Origin of the sequence: Streptomyces sp. NPDC051576, assembly GCF_040681835.1 — a bacterium.
In the GTDB taxonomy this organism is placed as follows: domain Bacteria; phylum Actinomycetota; class Actinomycetes; order Streptomycetales; family Streptomycetaceae; genus Streptomyces.
Window position 1 is genome coordinate 580612 of the sequence record NZ_JBFAZO010000003.1, and the last position, 19839, is coordinate 600450.

Sequence of the window (19839 nt, forward strand, 5' to 3'; positions counted from 1 at the left end):
CGTGGGTTGGGTGCGGGGGTGTTCACCTTGGTTCATGGGCGGTCGGTCGCCGCTGCGGAGACGACTTAGGGTCTCGCCTGAACGGCTATGAACGGTGCTGAATGAGACGGAAAATGAGACGGCTGACCTGGCGGGTCCGTAGCGTTGCCGACCGGGTACGCCAGCGGCTCGGGTTCCGGGCTGGCTTTCAGCAAGGGCGCTTGTCGGCCGTCCGGGCAACTGTTACGTGCGCCACGGCGGTTACCCCCTGCGGTGGGCCAACGAGTACTGGCAGGCCCTCCGCGGTGAACACATGATTCACGAAGTCCGTCGCCCGTGCATCCAGCCGCCAAACGATTAGTTCGTACTGCTGCCCCTCTGGAGTGGCGGCATTGCCTACCTGGAGAGAGCCGGCGACCCAACCTGCGCCGCTGCTGTTTGGCTGGAGTTGTCGGGACAAGTAGTAACCCCGGTTGCCGACTCCGTGGACCACGAGCCAGAGTGACCCCTCTTTGGGAAGCGGTCCGGTGCCTTTGATGGCGGGGAGGCATAACCCGACCCGGTCCGCATCGTCCGGTGCCGTGATCGTGTAATCCGTGGGCGGCGTCTTGGGGGAGGCAGGGACTGCGAGGTAGACGCTCAGGGCGCCGATGACTATCAGGACCGTTCCTGAAGTCACAGTCCAGACGTTCATGGTCATCCAGGCAGGCCGTCGCCAGGTCATGTGTTCCCCCTCGCCGCGCGTTGGCCAGACGATAAGGGGGGTGTGGGCACATTGTGCCGGCATGACAGAAGTTGATTGATTTCGCGGTGTAGACGGAATTAAGTCGTCATACTTGATCTGTATCGGGTTACACCCCTCGCAGGAAGTATCAGCAGTCTTCGCTGAAGCCCTCAGCTTGGGAAGCTTGGGTTTCTTGGCGTCAGTTGCTGCGCTGACCTGCGGCGGAGTGGCCTAGAACCCTGGCCGCGCCCGGGCCAGTCCCCCGCTGTTCCCCGCGCGATCTGGCACGCGAATGGCACGGTCCCTTCGCCTCGAACGCCCTTGGTGGAGCTGGGCCCGGAGTGTCTGATCCTGAGCCGACGACAGCCAGCCACGATGGCGGGTCAGCCGACCGCACCGGCGCGCGTGTGCCTCGTTGCACCCCCCACCGGTCTCAGCCACGCCACCATGTTGTCGACCAGAGCAAGTCGCGCCGGCCGGGTCGTAGAGCCTTGCCGGGGCTGCACTATCTGCCCGGTCAAGTTGAACGACCCGTGCATCCAAATTAAGCACGCTGCCGACGCTCATTAATCATTTGGTTCGCCGCATACAGAAAATAGAGACTGTTCCCTTCGAGGTCGTCCCGTTCGCGAATTCTCTCATTCAGAGCCTTCAGGAATGGGTAGGCGGCTGTCGCGGCAGCCGGGATAAGCGTCGAGAGGCCTGCCGCGAAACTTCCTGCTGCGAGCACGATGGATGCAGCTGCCGTTGCCATTCCCGAACGTTCCGATAGCACTACGTCGATCAGCTTCTTCGGATACCTGGCAGCTGCGACAGCTCGTTTCACTTCCGTCATGGCTGGGGCTATGTCGCGATCCCATTTCTTGTTTACTTCGTAAGCAATATCGGCCGTCGAAAGATCGGCCACCTCCGAGATGGAGTCCGCCATTTTGATCATTTCCGACCTGAAGGCTGGAAGGTAATCACTAAGGGAATTCCTGACGTCGATTATCTCCGCAATCGATAGATCGTGAATTCCCGGAATATTTCCCAAAGTGTTGATGGCGACCAACCCGTGATCGATCATTGCGCCGTCGGGAACCTCAAGGATACGGTTGGCGGACCTGAGGTCTTCCATGCCGATCAGCGCTCGGGTTCCCGGATCCAGCATTGGAATCACGTGCGGGTCTTGTGCCTTTTCCAGCATTGCGCCAATAGAGCCAGCGAAATAATCGTGATCAAGCTCAGCGTGCATCTCTGCTTGACTGCGCTCCCTTGTATCCCAACGGATGCTCTCCAGGATGCCTGATTGTATCGCCGCCTTCAGTTCCCCGTCCTCAAGTTCTTTGCGCCTTTGGTCCCACATGCCATAAACGCGCCGAGCGAATTCTGCGACTTTCTCTTCGTGGCGACGCCAAAATTCGAAAAGTTCCTCCCCTCCTCTTTGTGCAGCTTTAGCTTCCTCTACCGGCGCAAGATGGTGATCGTTGACGCCTATCGAATTCATGTCGAAAGGGTGTCTCATTTCTGAGACCAGGCGGAATTGAACTGCTACCGGTAGGGGCATGCGCATTCGCGATATCTCAACGCCAGCCCAGTAGTGCATGTCATTTCTGTCGGACAGTAGGGTAATCTTGTCCGCCACTAGGAGCGCGGGCTTTACAAACTGAACGTCGTAGGCGAGTAGTTCTTTACCGTCATGCGCCCACATTGGTTTTTCAGGGTCCAGTGTGGCGCCGGGACTGCTGATCACCTGAACGTTGAACGTGCTCACTTCGCCCCCTGCAAGTGGCTCTCAAGATCCTGAAGTTGCCCCTCTGCGGCCGTTCTAGCAGAAGTGTGACGTTGACGGGGTGGGTTTGGCCGGTGGCCTACCCGGTCTGGGGTCCAGCCTGATCAGGGGGCCGTACGCTTGTTGGCGACTCGGGCAGGCTCTGGATCTGACCGCCCAGCAACGGCGTGACCCTTTTCCTGGCACCAGGCGGCTGCTTGCCAGCAGCGCGGCACGGGCGCCGGCCGGGCTGGAGCGGGGCGGAGACAGGAGCGCAGGCCCTGCCGGGGGCCGTGCCGCGCGCGGGGAGCGGAGCGAGCCGCCTTGAACCAGTAGAGAAAGTTGTAACTCAGTCGGTCGTCCGGGGCATGTGGGGCTTGAAGTCGTATGCGCATGTGGGGAGTTCTGCGTTCTGGCGGTGTGCGAGCGGCAGGAAGGTCACGGGGCTTACGGTCCAGGTGGTGAGTGTGCGGGCGTGGGGGACGGACACCGTCCAGGGAACACGGTGTAGCAGGGCTCTGCGGGTGTTGACGCGGTGGTCGTAGAGCCGTTCCCATGCCTCCTCGGAGGCGTCGGTGTCGAGTGCCGGTGAGATGGTGCGCAGGATCTCGGAGACCCAGTTGTTCGCCTCGACCTCGGTGTACGCGTCGTACGAGCCGAAAAGCGTCGGCGGCTGGCCGTCGTCCAGGTGCCGGGTCCAGCACTCGCACCAGAAGCCTGGGCTCAACGCCGTGCTCAGCATGGGTGACCGCCTCGGCGTACGTCCGTGAAGAGTTCCGCGGTGACCGTGTGGCCGCCGTCACTGTCGTGGACAACGACTCGGTGCGCGATCGCGCTGACCATGCCTAGCCCCCGGCCGTGCTCCGCCTCCTGGTCCTGGTGCTCGGCCTTCGGAGCCGTACCGGCACCCCCGCCGTCCGTCACCGACAGGGCGACCACCTGCGGCGACACCGCGAGCGCCAGGTGGAAACTGCCCGCATCCCGACCGCTCGCGGTGTGGAGGATCGCGTTCGCGCTCAGCTCGCTCACGATCAGTTCCGCGTCCTCGGCCAGGGGCGAGCCGCGCAGGATGTCCCGCGTCCAGCGCCGCGCCCTGCTGACCTCTTCGGGGAAACCTGGGCAAGTGAGTCCCCAGACCCGCGCAGTGCTCGTATACTCGTGCATACAAGTTCCTTCGTGCTGGTAGGCCGCCATGTGCAGCGGGTTCGGGCTAGACGAGTTTCACGCCGTCGTGGGCGCGGATGGCCGGCGGGGACATCGCGTCGAGTGCATCGGTGACTCGGATCGCGTATGCCTCGTCGGCGAGTTCGGTGACTTCTTCGCGGGTGGCCCAGCGCAGTGCGCGGGTCTCGTCCCCGGTGGTGGGTGTGCCGTCGGCGGCCTGGCAGCGGAAGACAAGCGAGACGATCAGGCCCGTCATGTTCTTGTAGACGCCGGTGAGGGTCGCCGGAAGGGCGATCTTGATGCCGGTTTCTTCGAGGACTTCGCGCTGGAGGGCCTCGGGGATGGTCTCCTCGCGTTCGAGGATGCCGCCCGGGGGCTCCCATTTGCCGTTGTCGCGGCGCTTGATCAGGAGGGCGCGGCCGTGGTCGTCGACGATGACTCCGGCGACGCTCACGGAGTGCGGACGGTCAGTGCTCACGTTCCTCGGCCCTCCCGGCTGGCTAGGCTCCACCGTAGCAACAACACTCGCCCACTCGTCTAGATATCTAAGGGAGTGCATGTGACGTCTCTTCCGAGCGTGCTCGGTGATCTCGACCCCACGAGTGATCGTGCGGTCTTCCGGCAGATCGCCGACCAACTGCGCGAGGCCATCGACCGGGGGCGGTTCCATGAGGGGGAGAAGCTGCCCTCCGAAGCTGAACTCGTCGAGCACTACGGGGTTTCCCGGATGACCGTCCGCAACTCCTTCTCCGTCCTCCAGGGCGAAGGGCTCGTGCATGCCGAGCACGGCAAGGGCGTCTTCGTGCGGCCCCGGCCTCCCGTACGGCGTCTCGCCTCCGACCGCTTCGCCCGCCGCCACCGCGAGCAGGGCAAGTCGGCGTTCATCGTGGAGGCGGACGCGGCCGGCAGTCATCCCCAGGTCGACAGCCTGGAGGTCAAGGAGGAGAAGGCCAGTCAGGACATTTCCACCCGGCTAGGTTCCGTACGGCGTGTGCTCGCCCGCCGGCGCCGGTATCTCCTCGACGGGAAGCCGGTCGAGTTCGCCACCTCCTACCTCCCCCTCGACATCGCGCGCGGCACGCAGATCGCCGAACCCAACCCCGGCCCCGGCGGCATCTACGCTCGCCTCGAAGAACTCGGCCACCACCTCGACCACTTCGAGGAAGAGATCCGCGCCCGGATGCCGTCGCCGACCGAGGTCAAGACGCTTCGGCTCGCCGCGGGTGTGCCCGTGATCCATCTCATCCGTACTGCGTACGACACGGAGGGGCGGGCCGTGGAGGTCTGCTACACGGTCATGGCGGCGGACTCGTACGTCCTCTCCTACCAACTCCCGGCCACGTGAGGGTGGATCACCTGATGCCGGGCGGGGCTTGGACGGGTGACGATCGTGAACACAACGATGCCTGCCACGAGCGTTGGTTGCCGGCGCGGAACAGGCCCACCGATCAGCCCGGATACCGGGACGACTGGTTCGACGAGCAGTGCGGTGGCTGTCGGTTCTGGGTCGCGCTGAGTGGAGAGCTGGGGCGGGACTGGGGCGTCTGCACCCGCTCGGATGAGTTAGCGCCGCTGGTTTACGGCCCCAACTGCAGCCTCGGCTACGGCCGTACGCTCGGCGACGCGGGAGTGCACATCCAGGGCTGCGTTTATGAGGTCACGCGCCTGTCTGGCGACATGCCGCCCGGAGAGGATCTCGATCTCGGCGGTAGCGGCGAGGAGCCCGGCGTCCTCGGAGCGGTCTCTCTGTCCTGACGTCGCCTGAACGTAGCTCGCGCTGATCGATCTCAGATACTCGGTGTAGATGCCGCGTTTCGCATCCCGGAGGGAGTCTTCGCGTTCCCATCCGTGGCTACCCCCAACAAGGTTCCGATGACACCGACGATGACGGAGCCCGTGGTCATTCTCCTGACGTGGCCGGACGACGGCTTCCCGGGATACGCAGTGATCTGCCGCGACACCGACATGCTCTGTCCACCCGGCAGTTGATCGCCACCGGCACCACAAAGGCTCAGGTCCCTGACCCGGGCCTTGTCCACGGAGCGGGCGGTCCGTCAGGCCGAGGCGTCCCGCTTCACCGTGCTCACGAACTCGCCGATCGCGTCCAGCGTGGCCCCCAGCGCCTCGATCTGCGGGAAGTGGGCCGCGTCCGTGATCGGGATGAAGTGGCCGTTGGGGAAGGCGTCGGCGTAGCCGCGGCCGTACTTCAAGGGGGCTATGCCGTCCTTCTCGCCCCAGATGACCAGGACCGGGACGGTGACGCGGTGGAGGCGGGCGCGGAGCTTCGGGTCGTAGGTGAAGTGTTCGCCGCCGTAGATGGCGAGGGACTGTTGGTTGGCGGCGGTCGTGGCGCGCTGTTCGTCGGTGAGCGAGGTGAAGTCGGGGCGGAACTCGGGCTTGGCGAAGGAGAGTTGGCTGATGTCGGCGGGGGTCATGGTGCGCGGGTCGACGACGCGGTTCTCCGCCATGTGGGCGTGGATGCCGACCGCGTTCATGAGGGTCAGCGCGGCGATCCGGCCCTGGTTGTCGCGCAGGGCCATCTCCGCCGCGATCCAGCCGCCGACGGAGTTGCCGACCACCAGGACGTCCTTCAGGTCCAGGGTGTCGAGCAGGTCCAGGTAGGCGATGGCCAGGTCGGCGACGGTGTCGAAGCGGTCCGGGCGGGGTGTGCCGTCGAAGCCGGGGTGGATCGGTGTCACGACGTAGGCGTGCTCGGACAGGGCGGTTGAGATACCGGTCACCGTGCGCGGGCCGGCGCCGCCGTGCAGCATCAGCACGCCGGTGCCCTCGGTGTTCTCGCCGAACTCCTGGATGGTGACCGAGAGTCCGCCGGGGAGGTCGACGGTTCGGGTGGAGGCGGGCGTGGGGGCCGGGGTGGAAGCAGGCGTGGTCATGGTGGGTCCCTTGTCATGTCGTTCGGGCTCGCTTGCTGAGAGCTGGCTCTCATGAAGTTAGGGGGTTCGCTCTCTTTATGCAAGTGTACTCTCATGGTGAGGGTTGACCATTCCTCGTCCCTCCAAGGGGGAGTCTTAGGTGTCAGTCAGTCGTGCCGGGGTGTGGGTGCTCGACCGGCATGCGGGCCGGAAGGCCTCGTAGGACGGTGTCCAGGAACAGGTCGAAGCGGGGGCGGGTCGTGCCCAGGTCGAGGTCCGTCTCCGCCGTGCCCAGCCACTGTGTGACGCCCAGTCCGAACACGTACCAGCTCTGCTCCGCCTCCGGCGGCTCCGCGCCGGCCGCGATGAAGGCCGCTACGACGCGTTCGCGCAGGCGGCCGAAGGAGTCGGGGTTGTGGCGGTGCGGGCGGGCCACGTAGGCGGCGTAACCGGGTACCGCGAGGAACTCGTCGTGCATGGCCCAGGCGAGCCGGGCCAGCCAGGCGCGCCAGGTCTCGGGGGTGGGGGTGTCCGGCGGCAGGATGCGTTCCACCATGACCTGGCTGATCAGGTCGAGGAGGCCGTCGCGGTCGGGGACCCAGCGGTAGAGCGCCGAGTGGGAGACGCCCAGGCGGGTCGCCAACTCCCGCATCGTGAGCGTGGCCAGGTCGCAGTCCAGCGCGGTCGTCACGATCAGTTCGCGGCTCAGTCGGGACGGGCGGCCTGGTCCTTGCCTCTGTCCCCGTCCCGGTCCCGATCCCGTTCCCGTTCCCGTTCCCGTTCCCGTTCCCGGTCTCTTCGCTTCCGTCTTGTCGGCCACCTTCAGGAGCCTAGCGGTAGGGGGCGTGGGCGGGCGGGGCTATTAGTGACCACTGGTCACTAATCATGTTAGGGTCCCCTTGCTTCAGCTGTCTGTCGCGTCGACCTTCCCAGGAGCCCTCCCATGGAACCGATCGCCGAGAACCCCGTCGCCGAGAACCCCGTCGCCGAGAACCGCGCCGCCGAGAACCCCGCCGACGAGAACCGCGCCACCGAAAGTCCCGTCGTCGAGTTGGACGCCTCCCGCGCCGGACCCGACGAGGCTCCCGACCTGGTCGTACGAGCCCTGCGGGCGGCCGTCGCGCGCGGTACGGCGTTCAGTGCCGTACTGCTGATGCCGCCGAGCGGGCCGTCGCGTCGGGCCGGGACGGCCGTAGCCACCGAACGTGTCCGGGCGCTCGCCCTGCTGCGGCCACAACTGCGCGCCCACTGCCGTGGTTTGGCCTTTGTCGTTCCCCTCGCCGTGCAGGAGGAGAAGGCCAAGGCGATAGCCGCCGGTGAACGTTTGTGGGGCTGCTCGACCTTCGTCACCGACGACCTCGATCGGGCCCGCGCGTGGGCGGCGGCCCGTCTCGGTCCGGCGGGCGTCTGATGTGGATCGCCCTCGCGGCCCTGTCCGCGATGCTGGTGAAGGCGGTGCGCGGGCGACGGCGGGCCCCGGGCGGCGACCCCGAAGGGAGGGGGCCGGGAGGGGGAGGGGGAGGAGGTAGTGGTCGCAGTCGTTACGTCATTCCTGTTCTTCTGCTCTGTGCTCTCGGGGTCGCTCTCGCCCAGGCCGTCGTCGTGCCCGCGCTTCCCTTGTTCCAGCGGCGACTTGGGCTGGACCCGCCCGCCGCCGCGTGGCTGCTCACCGCGTTCATGCTGGCCTCGGCCGTGGCCACCCCCGTCGCCGGGCGGATCGGTGATCTCGTCGGGTACCGGCGGGTGATGGTCGTGTGTCTGCTGTGCCTCGCCGTGGGCAGCGCGCTGGCGGCCGTGGCCGACCGGGGTGGCTGGTTCGCGGGGATGCTCGTGGGGCGGGTGGTGCAGGGGCTGTCCGGGGGCGCCTTTCCGGTGGCCTTCGGGCTGGCGCGGCGCCGGGTACCGGAGCGCCAACTGCCCGGCGTCGTCGCTTCGTTGAGTGCGATGTTCGGGGTGGGCGGGGCGGTCGGCATGGCGGTCGCCGGGCCCCTCGCGGACGCCCTGGGGACGGACTGGCTGTTCCTGCTCACGCTCGCCCTCGCGCTGCCCGCGCTGGCGGGCATCCTCGCGCTACGTCCCGACGGACCGAGCCGGCATCTCGGCCACGCCCGCGCCAACTTCCGTACGCAGCTTGACCTTTCGGGTGCTCTCCTCCTCGCCGCGACCCTGGTCGCCCTTCTCCTCGGTATCAGCCAGGGCCGTACGTGGGGTTGGGCCTCGCCCCTCACGGTCGGTGTCCTGTGCGGCGCGCTCGTCCTGGGCGCCGGCTTCGTGTTCACGGAGGCGCGTGCCGCCGCGCCGTTGCTCGACCTGCGGTTGCTGCGGGGCGGGGGGCTGGCCGCGACCCACACGGCCACCGTGATCATCAGCGTGGCCATGTTCGCGGCGGTCACACTGATCCCGCAGTTCGTCCAGACTCCGGACGGCGGCGATCACGGCCATGGCTACGCAAGTGGCTACGGCTACGGCTTCGGGTTCTCTGCCGCCCGGACCGGGCTGGTCATCGCCCCCATGGCCGTCTGCATGCTGCTGGCCGTGCCCGTCTCCGCGCGGCTCGCCGCTCGTACCGGCAATGGCACAACGTTCCGTATCGGCGCGGCACTTGCCGCCGCGACACTGTTGTCGTTGGGCGTGGTCCACGACCGGCTGTGGCATTTTCTGGCGGCCGGGGCCGCGCTCGGGACGGCCTACGGTTTTGCCTTCGCGTCGCTCGGTGGGCTCGTCGTCGACGCCGTGCCCGCCGCGCAGACGGGCGCGGCCACCGGCGTCAATACGATCCTCCGCACCATCGGCGGCGCGGCGGGCGCCCAACTCGCCACCGCGATCGTCGCGGGGTCGGCGGGCGGCGGCTCGGCGGTGCCCACGGAATCGGGTTACAGCGCCGCCTTTTGCGCCGCCGCGGTGGCTGCTACGGCCGCTCTGCTGATCTCTGTGGGGGCGCGGGGCGGGGGTACGGAGCGATCGGCGTCCGGCGGTTCCGGACGCGGCCGGGGTCCTGAGTGGTGCGAATGTGAACAGTGAGGCCCTGACTTCCGTCGCAAGTGCGGGCCGCCGTGGAACGGTTCGGTGCCCGCTCGGCGTCGTCCCTCTCCAGGGCACGGTGGCCGTGTCGCAGGGAGTGCCAGGGAGGGGAGACCGGGTGCGGACGGACGGATTCGCCAAGTGGACACAGCGGTTCGAGGACGAACGGGAGCGGCGGGCGGCCGAGGGGGACCCGGACTGGGAGCAGGGGGCGACGCTCCCGCCGGCGGTGTGGGCCGGCATCCAGCGCTTCCAGATCGGCGAGGACGGTGACGGTACGAACCTCATCGGCAAGGCGGACCAGGCCGGCGACGCGGACTACGCGCGGGCGGTCCGGCTGTTCGTCGCCGAGGAACAGAACCACGCCCGGCTGCTCGCCCGGTTGCTGGCCGCGGGGGGCGTGCCGACGCTGAGCGGGCACTGGAGCGACACGGTCTTCGTACGGTTGCGGCGGCTCATGGGCCTGCGGATGGAACTGCTGGTGCTGATGATCGCGGAGGTGGTGGCCCTGCGCTATTACCGGGCCCTGCGCGACGGCACCCGCGACCCGCTCACCTCGGACGTGGCGGCCCGGATCCTGGCCGACGAGCAACGCCATGTCCCGTTCCACTGCGACCGGTTGCACGCGTCCCTTGCCGAACTGCCCCGCCCGCTGCGCCGCCCCGTGATGTCCCTCTGGCGACTCCTGCTCCTCGCGGTCACCCTCGTCGTCGCCGTCGACCATGGTTCGGCGCTACGGCGGCTGGGTGTCGGGCGGGTCCGCTTCGCGGCGGACGTCGTCGCGCTGGGCGGCGGGGTGGTCTCCTCGGTACTGGCGCCGGTGCCGGACGCGTGGTCGCCGGGAGCCCGCGGCTCAGGACAGCCGTCGTAGATCCTCCAGATACCGCAGGACGGCCGCGACCCGGCGGTCCACCTGGTCCGTGGGGGACAGGTCGAGCTTGGCGAAGATGCTGCGGATGTGTTTGTGGACGGCACCGTCGGTGACGACGAGTCTCCCGGCGATGGCGGAGTTGCCCAACCCCTCGGCCATCAGGGCGAGTACGTCCCGTTCGCGGGGGCTGAGGCGGTCCAGGCGGGTGTCCTGGCGGGAGCGGGTGAAGAGCTGGGCGACGACCTCGGGGTCGATGGCGGTGCCGCCGGCGGCCACGCGCCGCAGGGCGTCCAGGAACTCCTCGACCCGGCCTACCCGTTCCTTGAGCAGATAGCCGAGGCCGTTCACCCCGCCGCCGAGCAGCTCGGTCGCGAAGCTCTGCTCGACGTACGCCGACAGCACCAGCACCGCCAGATCGGGCCGCCGACGCCGGGCCTCGACCGCGGCGACGATGCCCTCGTCGGTGTGCGTCGGCGGCATCCGTACGTCGAGGATGGCGACGTCCGGCTTGTGCGCGTCGATGGCGTCGAGCGCCTCGTCGGGCGTGCCCGCGGTGGCCACGACGTCGAGGCCCTCGGCACGCAGCAGCAGGGCGAGGCCCTCGCGCAGCAAGGGGTCGTCCTCGGCTATCACGATGCGCATGTCAGGTTCCATATCTCACGTTCCCTGGCCCGTCAGTCTCGGACTCATGAGCCGCAGGGGAGGTTCATTGTCAGGACGGTCGGGCCCCCGGGTGGGCTGCTCAGGGTCAGGGTGCCGTCGTGGGCGGCGATACGGCGGCGGATGCCGGTGAGGCCGGAGCCGTCGTCCTCGTCGGCGCCGCCTCGGCCGTCGTCCTCGATCGAGAGGAGGAGGCGGCCGTCGGCGCCGCGTGCCGTGATGGTGGCGTGCTGGGCGCCGCTGTGTTTGGCGATGTTGGTCAGGGCCTCGGCGACGACGAAGTAGGCGGTCGCCTCGACGGACGCGGCGCAGCGCTCGGGCACGTCCACGTCGATCCGGCAGGGCACCGCGCAGTTCGCGGCGAGACCGGACAGCGCGCCCGCCAGCCCCCGGTCGGCCAGTACCGGTGGGAGGATGCCGCGCGCGACCGTGCGCAGTTCGGCCAGCGCCTGTTCGGCGGCGGACTGGGCGCGTTCGAGGAGTTCGTCGGCGCCCGCCGGGTCGCGGGCCACCATACGGCGGGACGCCCCGATCAGTACGGCGACGGAGACGAGCCGGTTCTGCGCGCCGTCGTGCAGGGAGCGTTCGATGCGCCGCAGTTCGGTGGCGTGGGCGTCGAGCGCGGCGGCCCGGGTGGCGGTCAACTCCGCTACACGCAGGGAGAGATCGGCGTCCGGTCCGGCCGACAGCAGCCGCCGCCCGGGCCCCGCCTGCAGCCGGGCCATCCCGGGAGTCAGCCCCAGGATGATGGCGATCCACCCCACGCCCAGCAGCGTCACGGCTAGGGCGTCCGCCCAGGTGTGCGCGTTGCCCACGCCCACGGAGGTGGCGGTCGCGCCCTCGGGCATCAACCTCCAGTACAGGGGGAACGCGGTGTCCCGTACGGCGAGGATCGGCAGCAGGACGCCGAGCAGCCCGAGCAGCGCACCCGTCGTGGAGTGTCGTAGCAGCCAGGCCAGTTCGCGCCGGGTGGTCGTGTCTACGAGGGCTGCCCGCAGTTGGGTGGGCGGGGGTTCGGGGGCCGCGATCTCGGGGCCGAAGCGGGCGAGCCGGTCGCGTTCCCGGCCGGCCAGGGCGTGCAGCGCGCGCAGGGACGCGGGCGCCATGAGCAGTCCTACGCCTACGACGCTCGTCACGGCGGTCAGGGCCAGCCACAGCAACAACAGCACAGCCGGCAGGCCCGTGTTGAACCCGGAGACGAGCTGGGCGACGGCCCGGCCGGCGGCACTCAGCGTTCGCAGGGCGATGCCCTTGAAACTCTCGCCGCTCTCGCCGCTCTCGCGCTTCTCCGGTCGGCCCGCCGACGCACCGCCCGCCTCGCTCGTGCTCGCTGCCATGCGAACGACCCTATGCCGCGCCGGAGTTCACCGTCACCCGAGAGGCGAGGGAGTACAGCCTGCTGTACCCCGAACCGGGCGGGCTGCGGGATCGGCCGCGGGGGGTGCCGATCCATAGCGTCGGTGACGACAGCGGGAACGGCCCACGGCCCCTCACGGCCCTCGGCCCCCTCACGACCCACGGCCCCCTCACCCACTCACGGGAGCAGCCCCGATGCAGAAGACGCAGAGCACGACGACCCCCGACCCCGCCGACCGGCTCAGCTCCGGGGACATCGCCCGCACCCTGCTCTGGATGGCGGTGGTGGCCAGTGCGCTCACCAACATGGCGCTCTCCTTCGGCGGCGCCCACACCTGGGTGCACCTGGTGTGCGGCGCGGTCACCGTGCTGTGCGCGGGCGCCCTCGTCGTACGCAACCTGCGGGGCCGGCGATGAACGCCATTTCCCTGGAGCGGGTCAGCAAGGCGTACCCCGGCGGCGTACTCGCCCTGGACGACGTCTCGTTGACCGTGGAACGCGGCACCTTCCTCGCCGTGATGGGACCCTCGGGTTCCGGCAAGAGCACGCTGATGCACTGTGCCGCCGGACTCGACTCCCCGACCTCGGGCAGCGTCCGCATCGACGGTCACGAGATCGCCGGACTGAACGAGACCCGCAGGACCCGACTGCGCCGCGAACGCGTCGGGTTCGTGTTCCAGGCGTACAACCTGATCCCCTCCCTCTCCATCGAGGACAACATCACGCTGCCGCTGCGGCTGGCGGGACGTACGGCGGACCGTGACTGGCTGCGGACGCTGGTGGAGCGGGTCGGACTGGGCGACCGGCTGAGCCACCGCCCGGCCGAGCTGTCCGGCGGGCAGCAGCAACGGGCCGCCGTAGTACGGGCGTTGGTGGCCAGGCCCGCCGTCGTGTTCGCCGACGAACCGACCGGCGCGCTCGATCTGCGCAGCGCGCACGAGGTCCTCGACCTGTTGCGCGACCTCGTCGCCGATCTGGGTCAGACGGTGGTGATGGTCACCCACGACCCGGCCGCCGCCGCCCGCGCGCACCAGGTGCTGGTGATGGCGGACGGCCGGGTGGTCGAGGCCCTCAAGGCGCCCACCGCCCCCGAACTGGCAAGCCGCATGGTCGCGTTGGGAGAGGTGTGAGTCATGTTCCGTCTCGCGATACAGATGGTCGGGCACCGCGTCACGGCGCTGATCGCCGTGGCCTGCGCGGTCCTCGGCGGCGCGGCGCTGATCACCGCGACCGGCGTCCTGGCCGAGTCCGGCCTCCGCTCCCACCTGCCCGCCGGCCGGCTCGCCGGCGCGTCCGTGGTGGTCGCGGCCGACCAGGAGTACCACCCGGCCGGCGACCTGCCGCTCGCGCTCCCGGAACGCCGTAGGATCCCGGCCCAACTGGTCGGCGAACTGGGCAAGTTGCCCGGCGTCAGCGCGGCGGTCGGTGACATCGGCTTCCCCGCCGCCCTCGTCGACGCCCACGGACAGGTGGACGTCCCGGCCGGCGATCCGCAGGTGGCGGGACACGGCTGGTCCTCGACGCGGCTGCTCGCGGACGCGCACATCATCGGCAGCGCGCCGGACGCCTCCGACGAGATCGCCGTGGACCGCGCCACCGCCGAGGCAACGGGCATCGGGCCGGGCGACAGGGTCCAGGTCGTCGTCAACGCCCGCCCGGCCACCGGCTATCGGGTCTCCGCCGTGGTCGACACGCGGGGCACGGGTGCGGGCGTGTACTTCGCCGACACGACGGCCCTACGACTCTCCGGTCACGCCGGCCGCGTCGACCTGGTGGGTCTGCGCACCGCGCCCGGCGCCGAGGGGCGGGTCGCCGCCGAGGTCCGTACGGAGCTGAAGGGCACCGGCCTGCTGACCGTCACCGGCGATGGGCGGGGCGACACGGCCGCGCCCGGGGCCGGCGCCTCCCGCTCGCTGCTGGTGCTGCTCGCCGGTTCGCTGTCCGGGATCGTCGTGCTGATCACCGGGTTCGTGATGGCGAGCGCGCTGGCCGTGTCGATCGCCGGGCAGCGCCGCGACCTGGCGCTGATGCGGGCGGTCGGCGCGACCCCGAAGCAGATCCGCCGACTGGCCGCCGCCCAGTCCAGTGTCGTAGCGGCGGTGGCCGTGGCACCCGGCGTCGGACTCGGCTACCTCCTCGCCGGACAGTTCCGCGCCCTGCTCGTGGACCACGCCGTCATTCCGGCCGAACTCCCGCTCACCTTCAGCCCGTTGCCCGCCCTCGCGGCGATCGTCCTGCTGCTCCTGGCCGTCCAGGTGTCGGCCCGCTGCTCGGCCTGGCGCACTTCGCGGATGCCGGCCACCGAGGCGGTCGCCGAATCCCGCAGTGAACCGCGCGAACCGTCGCGGACCCGGACCCGGATCGGCGTGATCGTCATCCTCGCCGCGCTGGCCATGTCGGCCGTGCCGCTCTTCGTGCGGACGGTCATCGGTGCCACGGCCACCTCGATCGCCGGCATCGTCGGGGCGATCGGCCTGGCGCTGGCCGGTCCGGCGCTGGTGCGGGGCATCGGCGGCGCGGCGGCCCGCGCGACGCGGTACGGCGGTTCCGCGCCGACCTGGCTGGCGATGGCCAACCTCCGCGCCTACGCCCTGCGCAACGCGGGGATCGTCTCCACGCTGGCGATGGCGGTCGTGTTCGTGCTGACGTACACCTTCACCCAGACCACCGTCCTGGCCGCCACCGCCCACGACACCCGCACCGGCACCCTGGCCCAACTGCGCCTGAGCGCACCGGAGTTGGGAGGTCTACCCCCGGGTACCCTCACCGTCGTACGGAAGACGGCCGGGGTGCGGGCCGCCGCGCCGGTCGGCACGACGACCGTGGTGTGGGAGTACGAGCAGTTCGGCGACCCGGTGTCCGAGTCGGGTCCCGCGACGATCCTCACCCCGGACGCGGCGGGCGTCCTCGACCTCGACGTACGGAACGGCGCCCTGGACCGCCTCACCGGCGCGACCGTCGCCGTCAGCGCCGACGTCGCCCGCTCGCGCTCCGCGACGCTGGGCCACCGGGTGAACCTGGTCCTCGGCGACGGCACCCGGGTCCGCGCCAAGGTCGTCGCCGTCTACGGCAGGGGCCTCGGCTTCGGCACGGTGGTGCTCTCCCACGACCTGGCCGCCGGCCACACTACGACGACCCTCGACCAGTCCCTCCTGATCCGCACGGACGGCACGGCGAGGGCGAGGGCGAGCCTGACGGCTCTCGCCGCGTCCCACCCCGGCCTGGACCTCGCCCCCGCCAACTCCCCCTCCACCGGCGGTCTGAAGGACGCCCCGCCCGAGGTGTGGATCAACCTGGTCACCATCGTCGTCCTGCTCGGCTACCTCCTCCTGAGCATCGCCAACAAGCTCGTCGCGGCGACCGCCCAGCGCAGGGTCGAACTGGGCGCCCTCCGCCTCAACGGCACCACCCCCCGCCAGATCCGCGCGATGATGCGCCGCGAGGCCGCGGTCACCGCCGCCACCGCACTCACCACCGCCCTGCTCCTCTCCGCACTCCCCCTGGCCCTCCTCGGACAGGGCTTCCTCGGCCACCCCTGGCCCGCGGGCCCCACCTGGCTCCTCCCGGCCCTCGCCCTCACGGTCACCGCCACGGCGTTCCTGACCATCGAACTCCCGACCCGGCAGGCGCTGCGGACGGGGCCTGCGGAGGCGATTCGGGCGCAGTGAGCCTCCTTGCTCCGAGCCTTCAGGGAGCGGGTGCCGAGACGTCGACGTCCTCGGCACCCGCCTGCCGCTCCCGTCTACTCCTGACGAAGAAGCCCAACACCGCCGTGACGGCGGAGGTGAGGGCGATCCGTACGGCCCACGCGCCCACGAAGTTGTCGCCGAGGACGGAGGTGGCGGCCGGGCCGTGGAGCAGTGCGTCGCTCAGGAGCAGCGAGCCCGCCGCGCTCAACGCGTAGATCCACAGCGGAGGTTCGTTGGAGGCGATGAGGACCGAGGCGGCCACGACCACGACCGCGCTGAGTACGACGGTGAGCGAGATGATGTCCATGGCCTCCAGCATTCCGGCGGCGCGGCGGCCGGTCGTCGGCGCAGCGGAGGAAAGGGGCCTATACCAAAGGATGGAGGCGGCGGGTCGCCCACGACCCCGGGAGGGTTACGGGATCACCGGCTCCTCCGTGCTCCGGCCCCGCGGCCCGTCCAGTTCCGCCGCGAACTGGGCGCCCGTGAGCAGCGCCAGGTTCGACAGCCACAGCCAGACGAGGAAGACGACGATGCCGGAGAGCGAGCCGTACAGCCTGCTGTAGGCGCCGAGGGTCGAGGCGTACGCCGAGAAGCCCGCGGAGACGCTCAGCCACAGCGCGGCGGCCAGTGCGCCGCCGGGCAGGGTGTGGCCGTGGCGGCGGGCGGATGCCGGGCCGGTGTGGAAGACGACCACGACCAGGAGCGCGACCAGGCACAGCAGTACCGGCCAGCGCAGCAGGTTCCATGCCCAGGCCGCGGTGCGGCCCATGCCGAAGGTCCGGCCGACGACCTCGGCGAGCGGGCCGGTCAGCAGGAGGGTGAGCGAGCCGACGAGGAGCAGGCCGAGCAGGGCCAGCGCGGTGAGCACGATGCGGGGTGCTCGGCGCCAGGTCGAGCGGCGGTCCTCGGTGCGGTGCATGCGGTGCAGGGCGCGGCGGAACACGGCGAGATAGCTGGACGCCGACCACAGCGCGCTGGCGGCACCGGTCACGAGCAGCGGCCACGCCGTACCGTCCGCGTCCAGCGCGTGGGACAGGACGGCGTGCAGGTCGGCGCCGGAGCCGGCCGGGGCGTAGGCGGTGACGTGGGTGACGAACTCCTCGGCCGTCTCCGGGCTGATCAGACCGAACGCCAGGACCGTCGCCAGCATCGCGGGGAGCACCGCCAGGATCGCGTAGTACGTCAGCGCCGCCGCGTAGTCCGTGATGTCGTCGTTCCACAGCGACACCGGCGTGCGCCGCAGCGCGGGCCACCAGGCGGCGGGCGGCCGGAACCAGGCGATCCGGCGGGCCCGGCCGGTGTACGGCTCCGCCGCGCTCACGGCTTCCCCGGCAGCGGCGGGACGGCCCCAGGGGGCGTACGGATGGAGCGCGTCACAGGTCGTCTCCCGCTGGATGGACAGGCGGCGGTCGGGGTGGCTCGTGCCCATCTGCCCCTCGGGTTCCCTTGTGCCCGGACCTGGACGTCCTACTCCAGGCGGGGCGGCTCGGCGCGATGTACGGCCGAGCAGCTGAACGCCCGCGCCGCTCACCCCTCCCGGGACGGGAGCGGCAGGAGTGTGGCCGTGAGTGTGTCGGCCAGCCATTTCTCGTAGGTGGCGGCCGGCCAGCCGCGTCCCGCGGTGAGCTGGGTGAACAGTTGCGGTCCGGCCAGGGCCCAGACGGCGTCCACGACGTGTGCCGGGTCCGAGCCCGGACGCAGCGCACCGGTCTCGTCGAGGTGGGTGACGAACGCGGTGACACCGATCAGGCGCTCCTGCTCGGCGGTCGCCAGGACCTCGCCGACGTCCGGCCCGGCCTGGGTGAGCAGGGCGAACAGCGCGGCCACGCGTTCATTGAGCCCGCGCACGAACGCGGCGTAGAGCAGGAACTTGGCGACCGGGTCCGTCGTCCGCAGGACCTCGCGCATCTGGGGGCGGTCCGCCATGGCCACCGGTTCGTCGTCGCCGGCCAGCGTGATGTCCCACAGGGCTTTGACCATGCCCGGTTTTCCGCCGAAGGACTTGTAGACGGTCTCGGCGGAGACACCGGCCCGTTCGGCGACCGCGCGGATGGTCGTGGCGTGGAAGCCGTCCCGGAAGAGCAGCTCGCGGCAGGCGTCCAGTACGGCGGCGCGGTTGCGGCGCGCGGCCTCGCGCCGGCGCTCGGAGTTGTAGGGCCGGCGTGGCGTCTCGCCAGACATCGGCACACCCCCTTAATCTGTTACAGTCGACTGTATCGAATATCCGATTGCATCCGCACAGCTCCGTTGCCGGAGGTTCTCATGTCCCACCCCGCGACCGTGCAGGTGGCACCCGGCGTCCACCGCCTCGGTGATCACGGCGTCAACTTCTACCTGATCGAGGACCCCGACGGCCTCGTCCTGGTCGACGCGGGGCTGCCCGCGCATCGGGAACAGCTCGACGCGCTGCTGCACGACCTCGGTCGCCCGCTGGACGACATCCGTGCCGTGCTGCTGACCCACGGCCATCTCGACCACACCGGTCTGGCTCACACCCTTCAGCAGACCGGCGCCGACATCTGGATCCACGAGCGGGACGCCGGGATCCTGCGCGACGGCCCGCGCAGCGCCAACCGCCATGCCAAGCCGGAGCGTTCGATGCTCCCCTACCTGCTGCGCCGGCCCTCCGCGATCGCCCTCCCGCTCCGGCTGGCCCGCTCCGGAGCCTTCACCGCGCCCGCCGTGCGGGACGCGCTCGTCTTCGACACCGACCGGGTGCTCAAGGACCTGCCGGGCGCCCCACAGGCCGTCGTCATGGCCGGACACACACCCGGCAGCACCGTGTACCTCTTCGCCGACCGCGGGCTGCTCTTCACCGGCGACGCCCTGGTCACCGCCGACGCGTTCTCCGGCCGCACCGGGCCCACGCTGGTGTGCCGCTGCTTCACCCACGACAGCCGCGCCGCCCTCGCCGCCCTCGACCGGCTCGACGAACTGCCCGCGGTGGGCATGCTGCTGCCCGGCCACGGCGAGCCCTTCACCGGCGGCATCGGAGCCGCTTCCCGGCTGGCCCGCGAGTACGGCGTCCGCTGACCCGCCGCGGAACACGGCGTCACACCACACACCTCCGGGCGGCGCCCCGTCGCCGCCCGGCGCATCGATGCATCTCACGTTCCGAACTCCCAAGGAAGAGACATGAGTTCTGCACCGTCGAACAACAACACCGAGACCGTGGACCCGGAGACGGCGGACTACCTGCGTCCGCGCGTCATGCATGTCCCCGCCGAGAAGGGCGTCGTCAAGTGGATGTCCGGCGACGTCTACTCGACCCTCGCGCCGGCCGACTCCACCGGCGGCATCCTCGGCTTCACCGACTGCTGGCTGCCTCCGGGCGGCGGGCCGATCGCGCACGTGCACAGGAGCGCCGACGAGTCCTTCTACGTCATCTCGGGCGAGGTGGAGTTCCTGAACGGCGAGGAGACCTTCACCGCGAACCCCGGTGACTTCGTCTTCGTGCCCCGGGGCACCCGGCACCGCTTCCGCAACCGCACCGAGGAACAGGCGCACATGATCTCCTTCTTCACCCCCGGTGGAGGCGAGACCCTGTGGCTGGAGGGCGGGGACGACCCCGTCCCCGGCGAGGAGCCCACGTTCTGGCCGGCGGAGCGCGGCATAGCCCTGGGCCCCCTCCTCTCCCGGCCGGAGATCGACTTGGTACTGCTTCCGGAGGCCCCGGACTTCGAGGCCCCCGCCGAGCAGGACTGATCCTTCGCCGCGGTGCGCCGCGACGGCCCCGCCCTCCGCGCGGGCGG

At 70.1% G+C, this 19839-nt stretch carries 21 protein-coding genes; 10 read left to right on the forward strand and 11 right to left on the reverse strand.

Annotated elements, in window-relative coordinates; translation table 11 throughout:
- Positions 1 to 1247: 1247 nt before the first annotated feature.
- The 4 genes from AB0M63_RS12480 to AB0M63_RS12495 all read right to left on the reverse strand — a co-directional run bounded on the left by AB0M63_RS12480 (position 1248) and on the right by AB0M63_RS12495 (position 4071).
- The gene (locus tag AB0M63_RS12480) at positions 1248 to 2456 is read right to left on the reverse strand and encodes a hypothetical protein (RefSeq protein WP_366019327.1); all 1209 of its coding nucleotides are present in this window, start codon (positions 2454 to 2456) and stop codon (positions 1248 to 1250) included.
- A gap of 346 nt (positions 2457 to 2802) precedes the next feature.
- Positions 2803 to 3195 (reverse strand): hypothetical protein, encoded by a 393-nt coding sequence (locus tag AB0M63_RS12485; protein ID WP_366019328.1) that lies wholly within the window; start codon positions 3193 to 3195, stop codon positions 2803 to 2805.
- Positions 3189 to 3617 (reverse strand): ATP-binding protein, encoded by a 429-nt coding sequence (locus tag AB0M63_RS12490; protein ID WP_366019329.1) that lies wholly within the window; start codon positions 3615 to 3617, stop codon positions 3189 to 3191. Before AB0M63_RS12490 ends, AB0M63_RS12485 begins: the two co-directional genes overlap by 7 nt.
- A gap of 46 nt (positions 3618 to 3663) precedes the next feature.
- The gene (locus AB0M63_RS12495) at positions 3664 to 4071 is read right to left on the reverse strand and encodes an NUDIX domain-containing protein (protein ID WP_366019485.1); all 408 of its coding nucleotides are present in this window, start codon (positions 4069 to 4071) and stop codon (positions 3664 to 3666) included.
- A gap of 105 nt (positions 4072 to 4176) precedes the next feature.
- On the opposite strand from AB0M63_RS12495, the gene AB0M63_RS12500 reads away from it, so the two are divergent.
- Positions 4177 to 4962 carry a GntR family transcriptional regulator gene (locus AB0M63_RS12500; RefSeq protein ID WP_366019330.1) on the forward strand — a complete coding sequence of 262 codons (786 nt, stop codon included), beginning with the start codon at positions 4177 to 4179 and terminating at the stop codon, positions 4960 to 4962.
- Between the two features lie 2 nt (positions 4963 to 4964).
- Complete coding sequence (locus AB0M63_RS12505) at positions 4965 to 5372, forward strand: hypothetical protein (protein WP_366019331.1); 408 nt, start codon at positions 4965 to 4967, stop codon at positions 5370 to 5372.
- 299 nt (positions 5373 to 5671) lie between these two features.
- Here AB0M63_RS12505 and AB0M63_RS12510 read toward each other — a convergent pair whose 3' ends face one another.
- Both AB0M63_RS12510 and AB0M63_RS12515 read right to left on the reverse strand, forming a co-directional pair.
- Positions 5672 to 6511: an alpha/beta hydrolase gene (locus tag AB0M63_RS12510; protein ID WP_366019332.1), complete on the reverse strand. Its 840-nt coding sequence runs from the start codon at positions 6509 to 6511 to the stop codon at positions 5672 to 5674.
- 142 nt (positions 6512 to 6653) lie between these two features.
- Positions 6654 to 7181 (reverse strand): TetR/AcrR family transcriptional regulator, encoded by a 528-nt coding sequence (locus AB0M63_RS12515; protein WP_366019333.1) that lies wholly within the window; start codon positions 7179 to 7181, stop codon positions 6654 to 6656.
- Positions 7182 to 7433: 252 nt separating this feature from the next.
- On the opposite strand from AB0M63_RS12515, the gene AB0M63_RS12520 reads away from it, so the two are divergent.
- The 3 genes from AB0M63_RS12520 to AB0M63_RS12530 all read left to right on the forward strand — a co-directional run bounded on the left by AB0M63_RS12520 (position 7434) and on the right by AB0M63_RS12530 (position 10382).
- Positions 7434 to 7901 carry a hypothetical protein gene (locus AB0M63_RS12520; RefSeq protein WP_366019334.1) on the forward strand — a complete coding sequence of 156 codons (468 nt, stop codon included), beginning with the start codon at positions 7434 to 7436 and terminating at the stop codon, positions 7899 to 7901.
- 29 nt (positions 7902 to 7930) lie between these two features.
- On the forward strand, positions 7931 to 9511 hold the full coding sequence (locus AB0M63_RS12525) for an MFS transporter (RefSeq protein WP_366019486.1): 1581 nt from the start codon (positions 7931 to 7933) through the stop codon (positions 9509 to 9511).
- Between the two features lie 118 nt (positions 9512 to 9629).
- A complete protein-coding gene (locus AB0M63_RS12530; RefSeq protein WP_366019335.1) occupies positions 9630 to 10382 on the forward strand; it encodes a ferritin-like domain-containing protein in 753 nt (250 codons plus the stop codon).
- Here the strand turns inward: AB0M63_RS12530 and AB0M63_RS12535 are convergent.
- Together AB0M63_RS12535 and AB0M63_RS12540 are read right to left on the reverse strand one after the other, a co-directional pair.
- Complete coding sequence (locus AB0M63_RS12535; RefSeq protein ID WP_355916811.1) at positions 10365 to 11024, reverse strand: response regulator transcription factor; 660 nt, start codon at positions 11022 to 11024, stop codon at positions 10365 to 10367. The genes AB0M63_RS12530 and AB0M63_RS12535 overlap by 18 nt on opposite strands.
- Before the next feature lie 44 nt (positions 11025 to 11068).
- Positions 11069 to 12379, reverse strand: a complete 1311-nt coding sequence (locus AB0M63_RS12540; RefSeq protein ID WP_366019336.1) for a sensor domain-containing protein — start codon at positions 12377 to 12379, stop codon at positions 11069 to 11071.
- A 214-nt stretch (positions 12380 to 12593) separates the two neighbouring features.
- Between AB0M63_RS12540 and AB0M63_RS12545 the strand changes: the two genes are divergently transcribed.
- The 3 genes from AB0M63_RS12545 to AB0M63_RS12555 are packed head-to-tail and all read left to right on the forward strand — an operon-like array spanning position 12594 to position 16066.
- Positions 12594 to 12815, forward strand: a complete 222-nt coding sequence (locus AB0M63_RS12545) for a hypothetical protein (protein ID WP_355916817.1) — start codon at positions 12594 to 12596, stop codon at positions 12813 to 12815.
- Complete coding sequence (locus AB0M63_RS12550) at positions 12812 to 13528, forward strand: ABC transporter ATP-binding protein (RefSeq protein WP_355916820.1); 717 nt, start codon at positions 12812 to 12814, stop codon at positions 13526 to 13528. The genes AB0M63_RS12545 and AB0M63_RS12550 overlap by 4 nt, the downstream gene beginning before the upstream one ends.
- A 3-nt stretch (positions 13529 to 13531) precedes the next feature.
- Positions 13532 to 16066, forward strand: a complete 2535-nt coding sequence (locus tag AB0M63_RS12555) for an FtsX-like permease family protein (protein WP_366019337.1) — start codon at positions 13532 to 13534, stop codon at positions 16064 to 16066.
- Positions 16067 to 16085: 19 nt separating this feature from the next.
- Here the strand turns inward: AB0M63_RS12555 and AB0M63_RS12560 are convergent, their stop codons facing one another.
- The 3 genes from AB0M63_RS12560 to AB0M63_RS12570 all read right to left on the reverse strand — a co-directional run bounded on the left by AB0M63_RS12560 (position 16086) and on the right by AB0M63_RS12570 (position 18268).
- A complete protein-coding gene (locus AB0M63_RS12560; protein ID WP_366019338.1) occupies positions 16086 to 16394 on the reverse strand; it encodes a hypothetical protein in 309 nt (102 codons plus the stop codon).
- Positions 16395 to 16499: 105 nt separating this feature from the next.
- Positions 16500 to 17516 (reverse strand): YihY/virulence factor BrkB family protein, encoded by a 1017-nt coding sequence (locus AB0M63_RS12565; protein ID WP_355916837.1) that lies wholly within the window; start codon positions 17514 to 17516, stop codon positions 16500 to 16502.
- Between the two features lie 98 nt (positions 17517 to 17614).
- A complete protein-coding gene (locus AB0M63_RS12570; protein ID WP_355916840.1) occupies positions 17615 to 18268 on the reverse strand; it encodes a helix-turn-helix domain-containing protein in 654 nt (217 codons plus the stop codon).
- A gap of 81 nt (positions 18269 to 18349) precedes the next feature.
- On the opposite strand from AB0M63_RS12570, the gene AB0M63_RS12575 reads away from it, so the two are divergent.
- Entirely contained in the window at positions 18350 to 19120 is a 771-nt protein-coding gene (locus AB0M63_RS12575; RefSeq protein ID WP_366019339.1) for an MBL fold metallo-hydrolase, read from the forward strand.
- A gap of 102 nt (positions 19121 to 19222) precedes the next feature.
- On the forward strand, positions 19223 to 19792 hold the full coding sequence (locus tag AB0M63_RS12580) for a cupin domain-containing protein (protein ID WP_355916846.1): 570 nt from the start codon (positions 19223 to 19225) through the stop codon (positions 19790 to 19792).
- The last annotated feature ends 47 nt before the right edge of the window (positions 19793 to 19839 follow it).

Coding starts and splice junctions, on each gene's coding strand:
- AB0M63_RS12540 (WP_366019336.1), bottom strand. CDS start 12,379: ATGGCAGCGAGCACGAGCGAGGCGGGCGGTGCGTCGGCGGGCCGACCG.
- AB0M63_RS12520 (WP_366019334.1), top strand. CDS start 7,434: ATGGAACCGATCGCCGAGAACCCCGTCGCCGAGAACCCCGTCGCCGAG.
- AB0M63_RS12580 (WP_355916846.1), top strand. CDS start 19,223: ATGAGTTCTGCACCGTCGAACAACAACACCGAGACCGTGGACCCGGAG.
- AB0M63_RS12570 (WP_355916840.1), bottom strand. CDS start 18,268: ATGTCTGGCGAGACGCCACGCCGGCCCTACAACTCCGAGCGCCGGCGC.
- AB0M63_RS12535 (WP_355916811.1), bottom strand. CDS start 11,024: ATGCGCATCGTGATAGCCGAGGACGACCCCTTGCTGCGCGAGGGCCTC.
- AB0M63_RS12485 (WP_366019328.1), bottom strand. CDS start 3,195: ATGCTGAGCACGGCGTTGAGCCCAGGCTTCTGGTGCGAGTGCTGGACC.
- AB0M63_RS12510 (WP_366019332.1), bottom strand. CDS start 6,511: ATGACCACGCCTGCTTCCACCCCGGCCCCCACGCCCGCCTCCACCCGA.
- AB0M63_RS12545 (WP_355916817.1), top strand. CDS start 12,594: ATGCAGAAGACGCAGAGCACGACGACCCCCGACCCCGCCGACCGGCTC.
- AB0M63_RS12565 (WP_355916837.1), bottom strand. CDS start 17,516: ATGGGCACGAGCCACCCCGACCGCCGCCTGTCCATCCAGCGGGAGACG.
- AB0M63_RS12550 (WP_355916820.1), top strand. CDS start 12,812: ATGAACGCCATTTCCCTGGAGCGGGTCAGCAAGGCGTACCCCGGCGGC.
- AB0M63_RS12490 (WP_366019329.1), bottom strand. CDS start 3,617: ATGCACGAGTATACGAGCACTGCGCGGGTCTGGGGACTCACTTGCCCA.
- AB0M63_RS12555 (WP_366019337.1), top strand. CDS start 13,532: ATGTTCCGTCTCGCGATACAGATGGTCGGGCACCGCGTCACGGCGCTG.
- AB0M63_RS12560 (WP_366019338.1), bottom strand. CDS start 16,394: ATGGACATCATCTCGCTCACCGTCGTACTCAGCGCGGTCGTGGTCGTG.
- AB0M63_RS12525 (WP_366019486.1), top strand. CDS start 7,931: ATGCTGGTGAAGGCGGTGCGCGGGCGACGGCGGGCCCCGGGCGGCGAC.
- AB0M63_RS12575 (WP_366019339.1), top strand. CDS start 18,350: ATGTCCCACCCCGCGACCGTGCAGGTGGCACCCGGCGTCCACCGCCTC.